A 17,689-nucleotide genomic window follows, 5' to 3' on the forward strand; every position below is an offset into this window, starting at 1 on the left:
GGCGCGGGCCCTTCGCGTACCCCCGGACACCTCCCGGACGCGCCCCGTCCGTCGCGGCCCAAAACGCCACCACACCAGCCACGTTCCCTGCCGCCACGCTCCGACCAGGACCCCTTCACCGGTATGGACCAATGGCCGTGAAATCAGCGTCAACTCGTTATTTCCGCAGGCCACACGGGGTTCCCGGGCCGTTGACGGGTGCCGACCAGCGCTGATAGACACTCACATCTGCCCGGCCGCGGTCACCGTTTCGAGCAGTGCAACAGCCCATCTCCGTGCGAGTGATGACGCGAGGTCAGCGACCCATGGACACACACGACCAGTACGGCGCGAGAGGCACCGTCCTCCGCCTCCTCGCGGCCGCAGGTGCCGCGGCCCTCACCCTCACGGTCGGTCTCGTGACCCCGCTCAACCCCGCGCCCCAGCGGGCCGAGGCGGACGGCAAGAAGGTGCTCACGGTCGCGGTGGCTCAGAGCGTCGACTCGCTGAGCCCGTTTCTCGCGGCTCGCCTGGTCAGTACGAGCATGCACCGGCTCACGTACGAGTACCTGACCAACTACGACCCGAAGGACAACCACGCGGTCCCGGGTCTGGCCACCAAGTGGGAGCCGTCCGCGGACAAGCTCACCTGGACCTACACGATCCGCGACAACTCCAAGTGGTCCGACGGCAAGCAGGCCACCGCCGAGGACGCCGCGTGGACGTTCAACACGATGATGACCGACGAGGGCGCGGCCACCGCGAACGGCAGCTTCGTCGCGAACTTCGAGAAGGTCACCGCCCCGAGCCCCACGAAGCTCGTCATCGAGCTGAAGAAGCCGCAGGCCACCATGGCCGCGCTGGACGTGCCGATCGTTCCGAAGCACGTCTGGGAGAAGGTCGACGACTTCTCGAAGTTCAACAACGACAAGTCCTTCCCCGTCGTGGGCAACGGCCCGTTCATCCTCACGGGCTACAAGGCCGACAGCTACGTACGGCTGAAGCCCAACAAGTCGTTCTGGCGCGGGGCTCCGAAGTTCGACGAGCTGGTCTTCAAGTACTACAAGGACGGTGACGCGGCGGTCGCGGCCCTGCAGAAGGGCGAGGTGTCGTTCGTCTCCGGCCTCACACCCGCGCAGGCGGCGGCGCTGAAGGGCCAGGCGGGCGTCACGGTCAACGACGCGCCGGGGCGTCGCTTCTACGCGCTCGCCACCAACCCGGGCGCGCAGTCGAAGGACGGCGAGAAGTTCGGCGACGGCCACGCGTCGCTGCTCGACCAGAGGGTCCGCCAGGCCCTGTTCATGGCCGTCGACCGCCAAACCGTCGTCGACAAGGTCTTCCAGGGCCACGCGCAGGAGGGCGAGGGCTACATCCCGCCGCGCTTCTCCACGTACTACTGGGAGCCGACGGACGGTCAGAAGATCCCGTACGACCCGGAGAAGGCGGCCCAGCTCCTCAAGGAGGCCGGCTATCCGAAGAACGGTGACGGCAAGCTAGTCGGCAAGAACGGCAAGCCGGTCACCTACCGCGTCCTCTGCCACGCGACGGACCCGCAGGACAAGGCGGTCGGGAAGTACCTGCAGGAGTGGTGGGGCAAGCTCGGTATCGGCGTCGAGCTGGACTGCCGGGACAACGTGAGTGATCCCTGGCTGGCGGGTGAGTACGACCTCGCCTTCGACGGCTGGTCCGTCAACCCCGACCCTGACTTCGTCCTCTCCATCCACACCTGCTCCGCGCTCCCGGCGACTCCCAAGGACATCGGCGCGACGGACAACTTCATCTGCGACAAGAAGTTCGACGAGCTGTACGCGCAGCAGCTCGCCGAGTACGACCCCGCCAAACGGGCGGAGATCGTCAAGCGGATGGAGTCGCGGCTGTACGACACCGGGTACATGAACGTCATGGCGTACCCGAACGCGGTCGAGGCCTACCGCACCGACCAGATCGCGTCGATCACGAAGATGCCGGAGGCCGCGGGCAACATCTACGGCCAGGACGGCTACTGGAGCTGGTGGTCGGCGACTCCGGCCGCCGCCAGCGAGTCCTCCGACGACTCCAGCCAGACAGGCGTCATCATCGGCATCGTCGCGGGTGTCGTCGTCCTGGCGGGTCTCGGGGCGTTCTTCGCGATGCGCCACCGCGCCACCGCCGAGGACCGCGAGTAGCGGCCCGGTACCGCGCACAGCCAGCCAGCCAGTCGGGAGTGGCCGAGAGTTGAGAACCGTTCATGACCGCTGAAGCGACACCCCCGCTGGTCGGGAAGACCGACGGTCCGGCCTCCGCCGGAGCGTCGGCCCCCGGACCGCGGGCGCGCACCACCGCCGGATATCCGCGGTACGTGGCGGGCAAGCTGGGTGGCGCGGCCGTCTCGCTGCTCGCCGTCCTCGTCACGAGTTTCTTCCTCTTCCGGCTGATCCCCGGCGACCCGGTGAAGTTCATGACCGGCGGGCGTCAGGTCTCGGCCGAGCAACTCGCCGCGTACCGGCGGGAGTTCGGGCTCGATCTGCCCATGTGGGAGCAGTTCACGGACTACTGCGGCAAGGCGCTGACCGGCGATCTCGGCACGTCGTACCAGTTCCGGGCGCCCGTCATCGACAAGATCACCGAGGCCCTGCCGAACACGCTGCTGCTCACCGGCACGTCGTTCGTGCTCTACACGGCGCTCGGCATCTTCCTCGGCACACGGGCGGCCTGGCGCAACGGCCGGCTCGGCGACCGGCTCAACACCGGTCTTGCGCTGACCCTCTACTCCATCCCGTCGTTCTGGCTGGGGCTGCTGCTGATCATCGTCTTCGCGGTGGGCATCGGGCCGATCCCCGGTCTCTTCCCGACCGGCGGCATGGAGTCCGGCGACGAACAGGGCTTCGCGTACGTCCTCGACGTCGCCCATCATCTGGTCCTGCCCGTCGTGACGCTGGTCGCGGTCGAGTATGGGCAGACACTGCTGGTCACGCGCTCGGCGCTGCTGGACGAGATGGGCAGCGACTATCTGACGACCGCGCGGGCCAAGGGCCTGCGGGACGATCTCGTACGCCGTCGCCATGCCGTGCCGAACGCGCTGCTGCCGACGATGACGCTGATCTTCATCAACCTCGGCCGGACCGTCGCGGGCGTGATCCTGGTCGAGACGGTCTTCTCCTGGCCGGGCCTCGGCGGGCTCTTCTACCAGGCGCTGAGCGTGCCCGATCTGCCGCTGGTGCAGGGGCTGTTCTTCGTCTTCGCCGCCGCGGTGATCGTGATGAACACGCTCGCCGACCTGATCTATCCGCTGCTCGACCCCAGGGTGGGCCGATGACGACGACGGACCCGGACGAGCCGATGGCCGCCGAGGCACCTCCCCCGGTGGCTCCCCCGGCGGCTCCCTCCGAAGCGCCCTCGCCGCAGAAGGCCGGTCCCCGCACCCTCGCGTGGCAGCGCCGGCGACGCTCCGCCGCCCGTTTCTGGCAGCGGTACCGCACCCATCGCGCCGGAGTCTTCGGCCTTGCCGCCCTCGCGCTCTTCGCGCTGATCGCGCTCACCGCGCCGCTGACCGTCGGCTCGGACGTGCAGAGTGTGACGAACGCGCCGGGGCGGCCCATGGAGAGCCCGAGCGCCGAATTCCCGCTGGGCACCGACCAGTTCGGGCGCAGTCTGCTCGGGCTCGTGGTGTGGGGATCGCGGGTCTCCCTACTGGTCGGACTGCTGGCGGCCGTCCTCTCGGTCGCGATCGGCGCGCTCATCGGCATCACCGCCGGACACTTCCGCGGCTGGTACGCGACGGTGATGATGCGGATCACGGACTGGTTCCTGGTCATGCCGACGCTGGTCCTCGCGATCGCGCTCGCGACCGTGATGTCCCGCTCGCTCGGCACGATCATCCTGGCGATCGGTGTCACGACCTGGCCGACGACGGCACGGCTGGTGCGGGCGCAGACCCTCGGCGTGGAGTCCCGGCCGTACATCGAGCGCGCCAGGGCGCTCGGCGGCGGCCACTGGCACGTCATGTCCCGGCACGTCCTGCCCAACGTCATGCCCCTCGTCCTGGCGCAGACGACCCTGATCATCTCCTCCGCGATCCTCGCCGAGGCGACGCTCGCCTTCCTCGGCCTCGGCGACCCGACGGTCGTCTCCTGGGGCGGTCTGCTCCAGGACGCGCGCGAGGCGGGCGCCGTCAGCGCCGGGAAGTGGTGGTACCTCGTGCCGCCGGGTATCGCGATCGCCGTCGTGGCCCTCGCCTTCACGCTGTGCGGGCGCGCGGTGGAGTCCGTCCTCAACCCCAAGCTGGGGGTGACCCGTTGAAGACACCGAGCACTCCGAACGCACAACCCCTGCTGGACGTACGGGACCTGGAGGTGACGTACGCCGGAGGAGTGGCCGCCGTGCGCGGGGTGAGCCTCACCGTGAACGCGGGCCAGAAGCTCGGCATCGCGGGTGAGTCGGGCTGCGGCAAGTCCACCCTGGCGCTCGCGCTGCTGCGGCTGCTGCCGGCCGGGACCCGGGTGACCGGGGAGATCCTCCTGGACGGCGAGGACGTACTGACCATGAAGTGGGGGCGGGTACGGGCGGTCCGCTGGGCCGGTGCCTCGATCGTGTTCCAGGGCGCGATGCACTCCCTCAACGCCGTGCACCGCGTAGGCGACCAGATCGCCGAGCCGATCCTGCTGCACAGGAAGGCGACCCCGGCGGGCGCGCGGAAGAAGGCCGGCGAACTCCTGGAGCAGGTGGGGCTTCCGGCGGCGCGGGCGTCCGCGTATCCGCACGAACTGTCCGGCGGCCAGCGCCAGCGCGTGATGATCGCCATGGCCCTGGCCTGCGGTCCCCGCCTGGTCATCGCCGACGAACCAACGACCGCGCTCGACGTGATGATCCAGGCGCAGATCCTGCGGCTGATCCAACAGCTGGTATCCGAGCAGGAGTTGGGGCTCATGATGATCAGCCACGACCTGGCGGTGCTGTCCGACACCTGCGACCGGCTCGCGGTGATGTACGCCGGGCGGGTGGTGGAGGAGGGCCCGGCCCGGCAGGTGTACGAGGACGCCCAACACCCGTACGGGCAGGCGCTGTCGGCGGCCTTCCCGCGGATCGGTGACGCCGGGTCGCGGTTCGCGCCGCGCGGGCTGCCCGGTGATCCGCCGGATCCCTCGGCCCTCCCGGGCGGCTGTACGTTCCATCCGCGGTGCGCGGTGGCGCTGGACTCGTGTGCCGCGGAGGACCAGGCGCTGCGGGCGGCGGCTCCGGACCGCCGGGCGGCCTGCGTACACGTGGGGCCCGTGGCCGTGGCGGAAGAAGCGAGGACCACCTGATGACGACGACCGCGACGGTCCCCTCGGTACCCCCGGCCCCCTCCGCTCCCCTGCTGAGCGCCGAGGGCCTGCACGTCACGTTCCCCGCCCGGCGCGGCGACACCGCCCGGGCCCGGGCCGTCGACGGAGTGGACCTCGACATCCGGGCCGGTGAGATCGTCGCCCTGGTCGGCGAGTCGGGCTGCGGCAAGACGACCCTGGCGCGCTCGTTGCTCGGTCTCGTCCCGCCGACCGCAGGCCGCGTCACCTTCGCGGGCCGCCCTCTCGACTACTCCTCGCGCGCCCTCAAGGCGTACCGCAAGCGCGTCCAACTGGTCCTCCAGGACCCGAGCGGCTCACTCAACCCCCGGCACACCGTGTACGACGCGGTGGCCGAGGGGCTGCGCATCCACCGGTACGGGGGCGACGAACGCGAGGCGGTCGGGGCGGCCCTCTCCCGGGCGGGACTTCGCCCCCCTGAGCGGTTCTTCCTGCGCTACCCGCACGAACTCTCGGGCGGCCAGCGCCAGCGCGTCGTCATCGCGGGGGCCCTGGTCCTGGAGCCCGAACTCATCGTCGCCGACGAGCCGGTGGCCTCCCTCGACGCGTCGGTACGCGGCGAGATCCTGGCCCTTCTCCTGCGACTGCGCTCCGAACTCGGCCTGTCCGCCCTGGTGGTGACCCACGACCTGGGCCTCGCGTGGAACATCGCGGACCGCGTCGCGGTGATGTACCTGGGCAGGATCGTCGAGACGGGAGCGGTGGAAGACGTCCTGACGGCCCCTCAACACCCCTACACCCAGGCCCTGTTGTCGGTCCTCCCCGAGGCCCCCGGCGCCCCGGTCCTCCTCACCGGCGAGCCCCCCGACCCCTCCCGCATCCCCACCGGCTGCCGCTTCCACGCCCGCTGCCAGATCCTGGCAACCGGCGAGGCGGAACGCGCGGGCGTCGCGGACGCGTGCAGAGGAGAGGACCTACCGGTGCTGGACGGGGGAGGCGGGGCACAGGTGGCATGCCACTGGGCGTCCCGTTAGGGGCGCAGGGAACTGCGCGACAAGCCACAACCAACCCGCAGCCGAACACCCCACCGTCCGCGGCGAACCAATCACGCGGCGGGGCGGGGCAACTACCGCCCGCCCTCGTACGCCTCGATCAACTCCCGCGACCGCTTGACGTCGTCGGAGATCGCTTCGAGCAACGCCTCGATGGACTCGAACTTGGCCTGACCCCGCACGAAGGCGAGAAAGTCCACGGCCACGTGCAGCCCGTACAGATCGAGCCCCACCCGGTCGATGGCGTACGCCTCCACCGTGCGCTCGGTTCCGTCGAACTGGGGGTTCGTGCCGACGGAGATCGCCGCGGGCATCGCCTCGCCCTGCGCGTGCAGCCAGCCGGCGTAGACGCCGTCGGCGGGGATCGCGGTGTGCGGGAGGGTCTCGACGTTGGCCGTGGGGAAGCCCAGCTCGCGGCCGCGCTGGGCGCCGCGCACGACGATGCCCTCGACGCGGTGCGGGCGCCCGAGGATCTCGTGTGCTCCTTCGACATCGCCCTCGGCGACCAGCCGCCGGGTCATCGTGGAGGAGAAGGGCTCGCCGCCGCCGGCTTCACCGGTCACGTAGAGATCCACCACCTCGACCTCGAAGTCGTACGTCTTGCCCTGCTCGGCCAGGAAAGCGACATTGCCCGCGGCCTTGTGGCCGAAGCGGAAGTTGGGGCCCTCGACGACGGCCTTGGCGTGCAGTTTGTCGACCAGGACCTTCACCACGAAGTCGGCGGGCGACAGCTTCGAGAACTCGGTGGTGAAGGGCAGGATGAGCAGCGCGTCGACGCCCAGCTCGGCCATCAGCTCGGCGCGGCGGTGGTGCGGGGCGAGCAGGGGCGGGTGGCTGCCGGGGCGCACGACCTCGCTCGGGTGCGGGTCGAAGGTGACGACCACTGACGGGACCCCCAGCTCACGCGCCCGTTCCACGGCATGCGTGATGATCAACTGGTGCCCGCGGTGGACCCCGTCGTACGAGCCGATGGTGACGACGCTGCGCCCCCAGTCCTGGGGGATGTCCTCCAAGCCACGCCAGCGCTGCACTGTGACCGCTCCTCGTCGAACCTGTGTCCGTGTCTGCCTCATTACGCAGCTCTAAGAGTGCCATGCCGGGTCCGCGCGGCCCGCATCGGCATGGGGCGCTGTGACAGGGGGCACGTGGCGGCCGCGGAGCACGCGGTCACACCGGAACCCGTACTCCTGTCAGGTTCTCGATCATGCGCCGGGTGCTGGGGCCGACCACCGTGGACCAGTCCTCGGGAGCGTCGGTGAGCCAGCCGGCGACCAGGGCGGCGAAGCCGGGAACGCGGCGGCTCTGGTCGAGAAGGGCACGGTCGAAGACCGTGGCGCCGTCCGGGGTGCGGACGAGCAGGAGGCCGGCGCTGTGGACCAGCGCGCGGGTGTGCTCCTCGCCGCTGCGGGACACGCTGCGGGCCGCGCCCTCCGCGGCGGCCCGAACGAGTGCGTCGAGCACCACCGGGTCGTACTCGCGTGTCAGCAGCAGATCCAGGAACTCGCAGCGCAGCGGGCGCGACACGTGCGTGCCGGGTGCCGCGAACACCTTGGCGAGCGCGGCCCGCAGCTGCGGCCTGCCCCCGTCGAGCAGCCCGGTGACCAGGGGATACAGCACGGAACGGGCGGCGGGGCCGTGCTCAAGGCGCCGGTCGACGTACGCCGCCACGTGCGCGGCCGCCTCCGGACGCCGCTCCACGACATCCCGTACGAGCGCGGCGACGCGGCGGGCCGGCGCGGGTGTGGTGACCTCGGCGAGCGTACGCAGCGCCTCGCCCGTGTCCGGCTCGCGAAGTCGGTCGCCGAACGCGGCGAGGACCGGTTCCTGATGCGTCGCCAGCGCCGCCACCAGCGCGCTCGCGGGCAGCCGCGGGTCGCCCGCCCGGAAGCGCGCGAGGGCCCCCGGCAGATGGCGGGCCCGGGTGTGCGGATCGCGGACGAGGAGCGCCAGTGCGGCCCCGTGCAGGGTGCAGTCGCCGGGGCGGGCGAGCAGGAAGAGCGCGGCGTGGCGCAGCAGCTCGCGGTCGGCCTCGCTGCGTACGTGCGGCGCGGCCCGCAGTCCGTGGGTCATCGCCGCCGCCCGGCGGGCCGGCCGCTCGTCGTGCGTCCAGCGGTCGACCGCCCGGCACACCGCGGACGGCTCCTCCTCCGCGAGGACGGCAAGCAGCTCGTCGGCGCGCGGATGCGCACTCTCGGCCAGAGCCTCCGTGAGGTCGTCCAGGGCGCGGCGCCGATGGGTGTGGAGAAGGGCCTGCGCTGCGGTCGCGACGGTGGCGTCCGGGGTCGCGGGCAGCGGGCGCTCGTCGTCGAACCAGTGGATCAGGTGGGGCTGAGCGGCGGCCGGGTCGGCGGCGAGCAGCCCGGACACGGCGTCCAGGTACCGGAGTTCGGTGGCCGGCGGGGCCTCGTCCGCCACGACGAGCCGCCTCAGCAGATCGAAGCGGTGCGCCTCCGGCAGGGGCAGCCGGGTCCAGAACACGGGCCCGAACTCTTCCGGCACGGCCCGCCCTTCGGCCCGCCACGTCACCACCCGCTCGGCGAGGTGCCGCAGCACTCCGACGTACGGGGTCGCGTCGGGGACCCGGAGCAGTACGCCGCTGAGGAGGCGGGTGGCCCACCAGGTCCCGGTGTCCCTCGGCTCCAGTTCGTCGACCGCGCGAAGCAGTTCACGCAGCCGGAGGGTGAGGTCGGCGTCCCCTTGTTGACGCGGCAGGAGGAGAAGGGCCTGGAGTACGGGGCCGATGCGGTGAGGGGGTACGGGGGGAGGCTCGGGCTCGCTCCAGGGGCCCGGCCGGGTCCGGGGCTCGGCCTCGTACCGGGACTCGGGCTCGTGTCGGGACCTGGGCTCGTGTCGGGACCTGGGCTCGTCCCGATGCTCGTGGTGCACCAGCGCCCGGAGCGCCGTGTCGAGGTCGAGGTGCATGCCCTGGATCCAGTCGGCCAGCTCCTCGTGGGCGAAGCGGTAGCCGTCTCCGGCGGGCACGAGGAGGCCCTCCGTGAGGACCGCGGAGGCCCACCCGGTACAGCCGCCGAGCCGTCGGTCGGGCACCGGCCCCCACGGGAACACGGACTCGAACGCCGCCCGGTCCAGCTCGCCCTGCCCCGGTCCCAGACAGCGCCGCGCGGCCGCGTGCACCTGCCCGGAGACCCTGGCCGCGAGCCGCCGTACGACCGTGCCGCGCAGCCCGTTGGCCGCCGCGAGCCGTACGGCCACCCGCAGACACATCAGATCCAGGTACGCGGCGAAGACGTCGTCCCGCCCGACAGGTTCGACCGGCTCGACCGGCTCGTCCCGCCCGACAGGCCCCACCGATCCCACCGACCCGACCGGCGCGTCCCGCTCGGCCCCCTCGTCCGAGGCGGCAGGCAGCGACATCGCGGCCCGTACCTCCGACAGCAGCCGCAGCATCAGCGGATGGCGCGCGTCGGGGCCGTCCAAGGCTCCCTCCGGCACCCCGTACCGCGCCCTGGCCCGCCGTGCCTCGCCCTCGTCCAGGTCCCCGAGCCGTACACAGGCGGGCAGCCCGCCGGGCGCCTCGCCTCCGCCCCGCTCGGACGCGTACAGCAGCTCGCGCGGGAACTCCGCCCCCGCTCGCTCCCAGTACTCGGCCCGGCAGGCCACGACGAGACGGGCCCCATGCGCCCGCAGCCACTCGGCGGTGCCCTCGGTCCACTCGGGCAGCCGTTGCGCGAGAGCGGACGGCATCTCCTCGGGGCTGTCCAGGAGGAGCAGGAGAGGGCGACCGGCGTCCCGGGCGAGACGGGCCAGACGCCCGGGCCCGATGTCACCGAGCTCGCCGTCCCAGGGCCCGGGCTCCGGCGAAGGCGCCCACGCGCCCACTCCCCCGGCCTCCGCCGTACTTCCGGAGGCAGAGACCGGGGTCGAGGTCGATGCGGGGGCCGGAGCCGAGGTCGGTGCCGAGGCCGTGGTCGCGGTCGGTGCCGTGCTCACGGTCGCAGTCGATGCCGTTGCCGAGGCCGCCACGATCCGCCCCGCCCGCTCCAGCGCCCTCCTCGCCGCGTCGGCCACCGACGAGTCGGCGTCCAGCAGGTCGGCTCCACGCAGCCACAGCGTCGGGGCCGGTTCCGCGCCCCGGTCGCGCCGGGCGGCGAGGGCCGCCAGTTCCGTCGTACGGCCGCTTCCCGGAGCCCCGACGAGCCCGAGAACGGCGTACGGGCCTTCGCCGAAGGCCCTGAACTCCCGTACCGCATCGGCTCGTTCGACGGGATCGACCCCTCGGGAGCCCGGCGGCGCCTCGACGGTGGCGGCCAGCTCCAGCACGCCCGCCAGATTGAGGTCGTCCCCATAGGCGGGGACCGTCGCGGCGTTGCGGGCCAGCAGTTCGGCGAGCGCACCATCGGAGCCGGAAGCAAAGTCAGAACCGGAGCCGGAGCCGGAACCAGAGCCGGAGCCGGAGCCGGAGGCCAACGGCCCCGCGGACAACGGCACGGCGAAGCCCCCCACCCGTCGCCCGGAGTGAAGTGCCGTTCCCAGAACGGCGACGACCGCACCGGTGGCCGCGTCGACCACCGGTCCACCGGCCGCACCGCCCCCGAGCCGCAGCGCATCGCTTCCCGCCGTGCCGATCGCCAGCTCCAGGGCGTCGTCGAGGAGATGGAAGCGATCGGTCGCCGTGTACGTCACGGCGGACGTGCCCAGCACCCGGGCCTCGCGCCAGCCGCCCGCGGCGATACGGACGTACGTGCCGCTCTCCACGGACTCCCGGACGGTGATCGGGAGGGGGTCGAGGCCGAGGCCGTCCGACCCGAGTCCGTCCGTGTGGAGACCCTTCGTGTGGATCAGGGCGAGGTCCAGGGACGGAAGGGGGGTGACCGAGTCGGCCGTCACCAGGCAGGTGCGGTCCCCAGGGGCGTGCAGGACGAGACGGGCGAGCCCGTCGACCGCCTCGTGGCTGGTGATCACCGTGCCCTGGTGGTCGGCGACGAACCCGGTGCCGCGCGGCCGCCCGGCGAGATCACTGATCCGCACCAGAGCCCGTTCCGCGGCTTCGACCACGTCTGCTGCTTCGACCACGTCTGCTGCTTCGGCCAAGTGCGCTGCTTCGGCGGCGTACCCCGCGTCAGCCGCGTGCGCCGCCTCGGGTGCGTGCCGGGCAGCGTCCGGCAACTGATGACGGCCCCCGGTCCGCGGGCCCCGTCCCGCCATGCTCGAACCTCCCCGCCGTGCGCGTCGCACCGTGCCACCGACGCCTCGTCTCCGACGGTAGGCGCGAGGTGATCGGGTGCGACAGATCGCGAGTCGAACGAGCCCCCTTCCGCTCCCCCGGTTCACTCCGAGCGCCTGCCCGGACGGGTGAATAGACGAGGTCGGATGGATACACCCTTGGGTGGGGGAACCGAGGGGGACAGTGGAGCGGCGCACACAGGAATCCCCGTGAACGCCGCTCCACGACGAACCCGGCCCAGCGGACCGACGCCGGCCGACCCGGCCGACCGTAGAAGGCACTGGAAGTCACTGGAAGGCACTGGAAGGCAACCGAGGCCGACCTCACGGGTTCAGCCGAACACCGCCAGGCTCTTCGCCTTGCCCTTCTGCTCCTCCACCAGTGCCAGGAACCGCCCCTCGGGGTCGAACACCCCGACGGCCCCGACCCCGGCGTACTCCTCGGGCATCTCCAGCCGCACACCGTTCGTCAGCAGCTGCCCGCGCTTGGCGTCCACGTTCCAGCGGGGGAACGCGGCAGCGGCGGCCTCCGCCATCGGCATCACGGTCAGCTCCTCCTGGAGCTGGTCGAGGGTGCGGGCGGAGTCGAGCTTGTACGGCCCGACGCGGGTGCGCCGCAGCGCCGTCAGATGGCCGCCGACGCCCAGGTCGGCACCCAGGTCGCGGGCGAGCGCGCGGATGTACGTACCGGACGAGCACACGACCGAGACGACCAGGTCAAGGACCGGCGTACCGTCCTCGGCGACCGCGTCCCGGATGTCGTACACGGCGAACGACGAGATCCGTACCGGTCGGGCCGGGATCTCGAAGTCCTCACCGTCACGTGCCCGCTTGTACGAGCGCACGCCGTCGATCTTGATGGCGCTGACCTTGGACGGCACCTGCATGATGTCGCCGCTGAGCTTGGCGATACCGGCGTCGACGGCGTCCCGGACGACCTTGGAGGCGTCCGTGGACGAGGTGATGTCACCCTCGGCGTCGTCGGTCAGGGTGTTCTGCCCGAGCCGGATGGTGCCGAGGTACTCCTTCTCGGTCAGCGCGAGGTGTCCGAGGAGCTTGGTCGCCTTCTCGACGCCGAGGACGAGCACGCCCGTCGCCATGGGGTCGAGGGTGCCCGCGTGTCCGACGCGGCGGGTCCTCGCGATCCCGCGCATCTTGGCGACCACGTCGTGCGAAGTGAAGCCCGACGGCTTGTCCACGATGACAAGGCCGTCGGGCGTCTTCTGCTTCTGCGTCATTCCGCGGCGTCGCCGTCCGTCTCGTCGTCCTCGCCCGGCTTCTTGTACGGGTCCGCCTCACCGGCGAAGGCGGCGCCGGCCGAGACCTCGCGCACCTTCGCGTCCGAGGCCCGTGCCTTGTCGAGCAGGTCCTCGATGGTCTTGGCGGTGTCCGGCAGGGCGTCCGCCACGAAGGTGAGGGTCGGCGTGAACTTCACACCGGCCGCCGCACCCACGGCCGAGCGGAGCACGCCCTTGGCGCTCTCCAGGCCCGCGGCGGCCTCCGCGCGCTCCTCGTCGTCCCCGTACACCGTGTAGAAGACGGTCGCCTCCCGGAGGTCTCCGGTGACCCGGGTGTCCGTGATGGTCACATGCGAACCGAGCCGCGGGTCCTTGATCCCGCGCTGCAGCTTCTGGGCCACCACCTCTCGGATGAGGTCCGCCAGCTTCTTCGCCCGCGCGTTGTCGGCCACTGGTCCGTCTCCCTCTTTCTTACTGTTCTGTGTGCGGCCGATCCTCGTCGCCGCACGCTGCGTACGCTCAGTCGTCGTCTTCGCTGTGGAACCGCCGTCTCACCGACAGCAGCTCCACCTCTGGACGGCCGGCGACCAGACGCTCGCAGTGGTCCAGTACGTCGGTCAGGTGCCCCGCGTCCGCCGACACCACCGCGAGGCCGATACCGGCCCTCCGGTGGAGGTCCAGGTGGTCGACCTCCGCCGCGCTCACCGCGTACTTCCGCTGGAGTTCGGCCACGATGGGGCGGACGACGGAGCGTTTCTCCTTCAGTGACCGTACGTCGCCGAGGAGCAGATCGAAGGACAGAGTCCCCACGTACATGTGTGTATCCGGATGTCCCGCCGGTACGGGGTAGATGGCCCGGCCAAGCTCTTGGCCGGACATCAGAACCGTACAACGAACCCCCGGGGCCGCTCGACGGGGTTTTCGCCCCCGCCGCCCCTACCCATTCCCGTCCCTTACTCAGGGGCTCCGCCCCCGAACCCCCGCTCCTCAAACGCCGGAGAGGCTGAATTTCAGCGGGGGTCTGGGGGCGTCAGCCCCCAGGGGAAGGGAACGGGTAGGGGCGGCGGGGGCGGAAAACCCCGCGGGGGCCGGTCGACGAGGACGTGTCCTCGTCGGCCAACCCCACACGGTTCAAACCCGCCGCGGGCGTTACGACCGCGGCTTCTCGCGCATCTCGTACGTCGCGATGACGTCGTCGATCTTGATGTCGTTGAAGTTTCCGAGGTTGATACCGCCCTCGAAGCCTTCGCGGATCTCGGTGACGTCGTCCTTGAAGCGCCGCAGACCGGAGATGGTGAGGCTCTCCGCGATGACCTTGCCATCGCGCAGCAACCGCGCCTTGGTGTTGCGCTTGACCTCGCCGGAGCGGACCAGCACACCGGCGATGTTGCCCAGCTTGGACGAGCGGAAGACCTCGCGGATCTCCGCCGTACCGAGCTCGACCTCTTCGTACTCCGGCTTGAGCATGCCCTTGAGGGCTGCCTCGATCTCCTCGATGGCCTGGTAGATCACCGAGTAGTAGCGGACGTCGACGCCCTCGCGCTCCGCCATCTGCGCCGCGCGGCCCGCAGCGCGGACGTTGAAGCCGATGACGATCGCGTCGGAGCCGGTCGCCAGGTCGATGTCCGACTCGGTGACCGCACCCACGCCGCGGTGCAGGACGCGGATGTCGACCTCTTCGCCGACGTCGAGCTGGAGCAGCGAGGACTCGAGAGCCTCCACCGAACCGGACGCGTCGCCCTTGATGATGAGGTTGAGTTCCTGCACGAGACCGGCCTTGAGCGCCTCGTCCAGGTTCTCCAGGGAGAACCGGACTCCGCGCCGGGCGAAGTTGGCGTTGCGCTCACGCGCCGCGCGCTTCTCGGCGATCTGACGTGCCGTGCGGTCCTCGTCGACGACCAGGAAGTTGTCGCCGGCGCCCGGGACGTTGGTGAGACCCAGGACCAGGACGGGGGTCGACGGACCCGCTTCCTCGACGTTGTTGCCGTTGTCGTCGAGCATCGCCCGGACACGGCCGTACGCGTCGCCGACCACCATCGTGTCGCCGATGCGCAGCGTGCCGCGCTGGACCAGGACCGTCGAGACGGCACCGCGGCCACGGTCGAGGTGGGACTCGATCGCAATACCCTGCGCGTCCTGCTCCGGGTTGGCCCGCAGGTCGAGCGAGGCGTCCGCGGTGAGGACCACGGCCTCCAGCAGGCTCTCGATGTTGAGGCCCTGCTTGGCGGAGATGTCGACGAACATCGTGTCGCCGCCGTACTCCTCGGCCACCAGACCGAACTCGGTGAGCTGACCGCGCACCTTGGTCGGGTCGGCGCCCTCGACGTCGATCTTGTTGACCGCGACCACGATCGGCACCTCGGCCGCCTTGGCGTGGTTCAGCGCCTCGATCGTCTGGGGCATCACACCGTCGTTGGCCGCCACCACGAGGATCGCGATGTCGGTCGACTTGGCACCACGGGCACGCATGGCGGTGAACGCCTCGTGACCCGGGGTGTCGATGAAGGTGATCCTGCGCTCTTCGCCGTTGACCTCGGTCGCCACCTGGTACGCACCGATGTGCTGCGTGATGCCACCGGCCTCGCCCGCGACGACGTTCGTCTTGCGGATGGTGTCGAGGAGGCGGGTCTTACCGTGGTCGACGTGACCCATGACGGTCACGACCGGCGGACGCGCGACGAGGAACTCCTCGCCACCCTCGTCCTCGCCGAACTCGATGTCGAAGGACTCGAGCAGCTCGCGGTCCTCCTCCTCGGGGCTGACGATCTCGAGGACGAAGTTCATCTCGTCCGCGAGGAGCTTCAGCGTCTCGTCGGAGACGGACTGCGTGGCAGTGACCATCTCGCCGAGGTTCATCATCACGCCGACGAGCGACGCCGGGTTGGCGTTGATCTTCTCGGCGAAGTCGGTGAGGGACGCACCGCGCGACAGACGGACGGACTGTCCGTTGCCACGAGGCAGCATCACACCGCCGACCGACGGGGCCTGCATGGCCTCGTACTCCTGGCGCCTCTGCCGCTTCGACTTGCGGCCCCGACGCGCGGGACCGCCGGGACGGCCGAAGGCGCCCTGCGTGCCACCACGGCCACCCGGACCACCGGGACGACCACCGAAGCCGGGACGACCGCCGCCGCCACCGCCGGGACCACCCGGACGGCCGGCGAAACCGCCGCCACCGCCACCGGGACCGCCGGGACGACCGGCGAAACCGCCACCGCCGCCACCGGGACCGCCGGGACGACCGGCGAAACCGCCGCCACCCGGGCGACCGCCGCCACCGCCACCGCCGGGACGACCGCCGCCGCCGGGACCGCGGCCACCCGGGCCACCGCCGCCGGGACGCGGGGTACCGGCAGCGGGACGCTGCGGCATCATGCCGGGGTTCGGACGGTTGCCGCCGGGGCCGCCACCGGGACGCGGAGCGCCACCGGGGCCACCCTGCGGACGAGGCATGCCGCCCGGGCTCGGACGGTTACCACCGGGGCCGCCACCGGGACGCGGAGCGCCGCCGGGACCGCCCTGCGGACGGGGACCACGGTCCTGGCCCGCGCCCTGGGGACGCGAGCCGCCCGGGGCGCCGGCACCGGCACCGGGGCCGCCGGGTCGCGGGGCGCCGCCCGGACGGGGCGCCTGCGGGCGCGCCATACCGGTGGAGCCACCAGAGGTGAACGGGTTGTTGCCCGGACGGGGACCGGCGGGACGACCACCGGGACGCGTGCCCTGGCCGCCGGGACGCGGGGCGCCCTGACGGTCGCCACGGTCACCGCGCTCGCCGCGGCCCTGACCGGGACCACCCTGACCGCCCTGTGCGGGGCCGGCCGGACGGACACCGGGCTTCGGGGCACCGGGACGGGCACCGCTCGGGCGGGGACCCGCGGCCGGAGCCGAGGCCGCCGGAGCGGCGGGAGCCGCCGGGGGTGCCGTGAACTCGGGCGCGGCCGGAGCCGGAGACGCCGGAGCGGGCTTCGGTGCCGGTGCCGGTGCCGGGGGCTTGGGACCCGGAGTCGGACGCGGACCCGCGGCCGGAGCCGCCGGGGACGCGGGCGTCTCCGCAGCGGCCGGCTTCGGGGCCGGCGGGCGCGGCGCTGCCGGACCCGGACGGGCGGCCTGCGCCGGAGAAGGCGCGCCGGGCCTGGCGGGCGCGGCCTTGCGCGGGGCGGGCTTGCCGCCGCCGTTGCCCTGCTGCAGGGCATCGGTCAGCTTGCGTACTACGGGCGCCTCGATCGTCGAGGACGCCGAACGGACAAATTCACCGAGTTCTTGGAGCTTGGCCATGACGACCTTGCTCTCCACCCCGAACTCCTTGGCGAGTTCGTATACCCGGACCTTAGCCACTTCGCTCCTTTTAGGTCCGGGTTGCGTCCGGACCGTCGCTACTTCATGGGCGTACTCATCGCGTGCTCATCGAGTGCTCATCGCAATCTCGACCTACTTCCAACTCGCGGGGTACCAGGGCCGCACGGGGTTCCGTGCGACACGTTTTACGGTGTTGCCTGCTCAGCAACTGTCTATCTGCTCGACGTACAGGCGCAACGCCTTTGTGTCGAGCGGACCCGGGGCACGCAGCGCCCTCGTGAACGCCCGGCGGCGGACCGCCAGGTCGAGACAGACGAGGGCGGGGTGTACATACGCACCCCGGCCGGGCAGCGTACCGCGAGGATCGGGGACGCATTCGCCCTCGGCCGCCACGGTGCGCAGCAGATCGATCTTGGCCGCTCGCTCCCGGCACCCCACACAGGTGCGCTCAGGGCATGCGCGGGCATGCGTCCGGCCAGACACTCTTAAGTCTACCTCCCCGCACCGACCTCACCCCTTTGGGGCAAGAACCGAACGGTTGTTGTCGTAATCCAACCGTCACACGGCGTGATCTATTCCCGATCTTGCCGTTGACGCCCCGGACCTGGGCCTGTTTCGGCCCGGTCCGGCGTCGGACCCGTCAGGGATCCGCCCCGGACCCGCCTCGGATCCGTCCAGG

Annotated in this window: 12 protein-coding genes; 5 read left to right on the forward strand and 7 right to left on the reverse strand. The window is 71.6% G+C overall.

Going from position 1 to position 17,689, the window contains the following annotated elements:
• The first annotated feature begins 305 nt into the window (after positions 1-305).
• The 5 genes from ACZ5VQ_RS45055 (at position 306) to ACZ5VQ_RS45075 (ending at position 6,274) form a co-directional block, all read left to right on the forward strand.
• Positions 306-2,144, forward strand: coding sequence for an ABC transporter substrate-binding protein (locus ACZ5VQ_RS45055; RefSeq protein WP_469110056.1), 1,839 nt, complete (start codon positions 306-308; stop codon positions 2,142-2,144).
• Positions 2,145-2,206: 62 nt separating this feature from the next.
• The gene (locus ACZ5VQ_RS45060; protein WP_469110057.1) at positions 2,207-3,274 is read left to right on the forward strand and encodes an ABC transporter permease; all 1,068 of its coding nucleotides are present in this window, start codon (positions 2,207-2,209) and stop codon (positions 3,272-3,274) included.
• Between the two features lie 23 nt (positions 3,275-3,297).
• Positions 3,298-4,257: an ABC transporter permease gene (locus tag ACZ5VQ_RS45065; protein WP_469110110.1), complete on the forward strand. Its 960-nt coding sequence runs from the start codon at positions 3,298-3,300 to the stop codon at positions 4,255-4,257.
• Positions 4,254-5,261 (forward strand): ABC transporter ATP-binding protein, encoded by a 1,008-nt coding sequence (locus tag ACZ5VQ_RS45070; RefSeq protein ID WP_469110058.1) that lies wholly within the window; start codon positions 4,254-4,256, stop codon positions 5,259-5,261. Before ACZ5VQ_RS45065 ends, ACZ5VQ_RS45070 begins: the two co-directional genes overlap by 4 nt.
• Positions 5,261-6,274, forward strand: coding sequence for an ABC transporter ATP-binding protein (locus ACZ5VQ_RS45075; protein ID WP_469110059.1), 1,014 nt, complete (start codon positions 5,261-5,263; stop codon positions 6,272-6,274). Before ACZ5VQ_RS45070 ends, ACZ5VQ_RS45075 begins: the two co-directional genes overlap by 1 nt.
• Positions 6,275-6,366: 92 nt before the next feature.
• Here ACZ5VQ_RS45075 and ACZ5VQ_RS45080 read toward each other — a convergent pair whose 3' ends face one another.
• The 7 genes from ACZ5VQ_RS45080 to ACZ5VQ_RS45110 form a co-directional block, all read right to left on the reverse strand.
• Complete coding sequence (locus ACZ5VQ_RS45080) at positions 6,367-7,323, reverse strand: bifunctional riboflavin kinase/FAD synthetase (RefSeq protein WP_469110060.1); 957 nt, start codon at positions 7,321-7,323, stop codon at positions 6,367-6,369.
• A gap of 136 nt (positions 7,324-7,459) precedes the next feature.
• Positions 7,460-11,458 carry a trypsin-like peptidase domain-containing protein gene (locus ACZ5VQ_RS45085; protein WP_469110061.1) on the reverse strand — a complete coding sequence of 1,333 codons (3,999 nt, stop codon included), beginning with the start codon at positions 11,456-11,458 and terminating at the stop codon, positions 7,460-7,462.
• A gap of 350 nt (positions 11,459-11,808) precedes the next feature.
• Positions 11,809-12,714: a tRNA pseudouridine(55) synthase TruB gene (gene truB, locus ACZ5VQ_RS45090; RefSeq protein ID WP_469110062.1), complete on the reverse strand. Its 906-nt coding sequence runs from the start codon at positions 12,712-12,714 to the stop codon at positions 11,809-11,811.
• Complete coding sequence (gene rbfA / locus ACZ5VQ_RS45095; RefSeq protein WP_307521045.1) at positions 12,711-13,166, reverse strand: 30S ribosome-binding factor RbfA; 456 nt, start codon at positions 13,164-13,166, stop codon at positions 12,711-12,713. The genes truB and rbfA overlap by 4 nt, the downstream gene beginning before the upstream one ends.
• A 67-nt stretch (positions 13,167-13,233) precedes the next feature.
• Positions 13,234-13,530, reverse strand: coding sequence for a DUF503 domain-containing protein (locus ACZ5VQ_RS45100; protein ID WP_469110063.1), 297 nt, complete (start codon positions 13,528-13,530; stop codon positions 13,234-13,236).
• 333 nt (positions 13,531-13,863) lie between these two features.
• The gene (gene infB / locus ACZ5VQ_RS45105; protein ID WP_469110064.1) at positions 13,864-17,049 is read right to left on the reverse strand and encodes a translation initiation factor IF-2; all 3,186 of its coding nucleotides are present in this window, start codon (positions 17,047-17,049) and stop codon (positions 13,864-13,866) included.
• 162 nt (positions 17,050-17,211) lie between these two features.
• Entirely contained in the window at positions 17,212-17,493 is a 282-nt protein-coding gene (locus ACZ5VQ_RS45110) for a YlxR family protein (RefSeq protein WP_107102490.1), read from the reverse strand.
• Positions 17,494-17,689: the final 196 nt, after the last annotated feature.

The organism is Streptomyces sp. NPDC033178 (genome assembly GCF_055577685.1).

Excerpts from the sequence above, each read along its gene's own strand:
- ACZ5VQ_RS45055 (WP_469110056.1), top strand. The coding sequence starts at position 306 with ATGGACACACACGACCAGTACGGCGCGAGAGGCACCGTCCTCCGCCTC.
- ACZ5VQ_RS45060 (WP_469110057.1), top strand. The coding sequence starts at position 2,207 with ATGACCGCTGAAGCGACACCCCCGCTGGTCGGGAAGACCGACGGTCCG.
- ACZ5VQ_RS45065 (WP_469110110.1), top strand. The coding sequence starts at position 3,298 with ATGGCCGCCGAGGCACCTCCCCCGGTGGCTCCCCCGGCGGCTCCCTCC.
- ACZ5VQ_RS45075 (WP_469110059.1), top strand. The coding sequence starts at position 5,261 with ATGACGACGACCGCGACGGTCCCCTCGGTACCCCCGGCCCCCTCCGCT.
- ACZ5VQ_RS45085 (WP_469110061.1), bottom strand. The coding sequence starts at position 11,458 with ATGGCGGGACGGGGCCCGCGGACCGGGGGCCGTCATCAGTTGCCGGAC.
- truB (WP_469110062.1), bottom strand. The coding sequence starts at position 12,714 with ATGACGCAGAAGCAGAAGACGCCCGACGGCCTTGTCATCGTGGACAAG.
- ACZ5VQ_RS45100 (WP_469110063.1), bottom strand. The coding sequence starts at position 13,530 with ATGTACGTGGGGACTCTGTCCTTCGATCTGCTCCTCGGCGACGTACGG.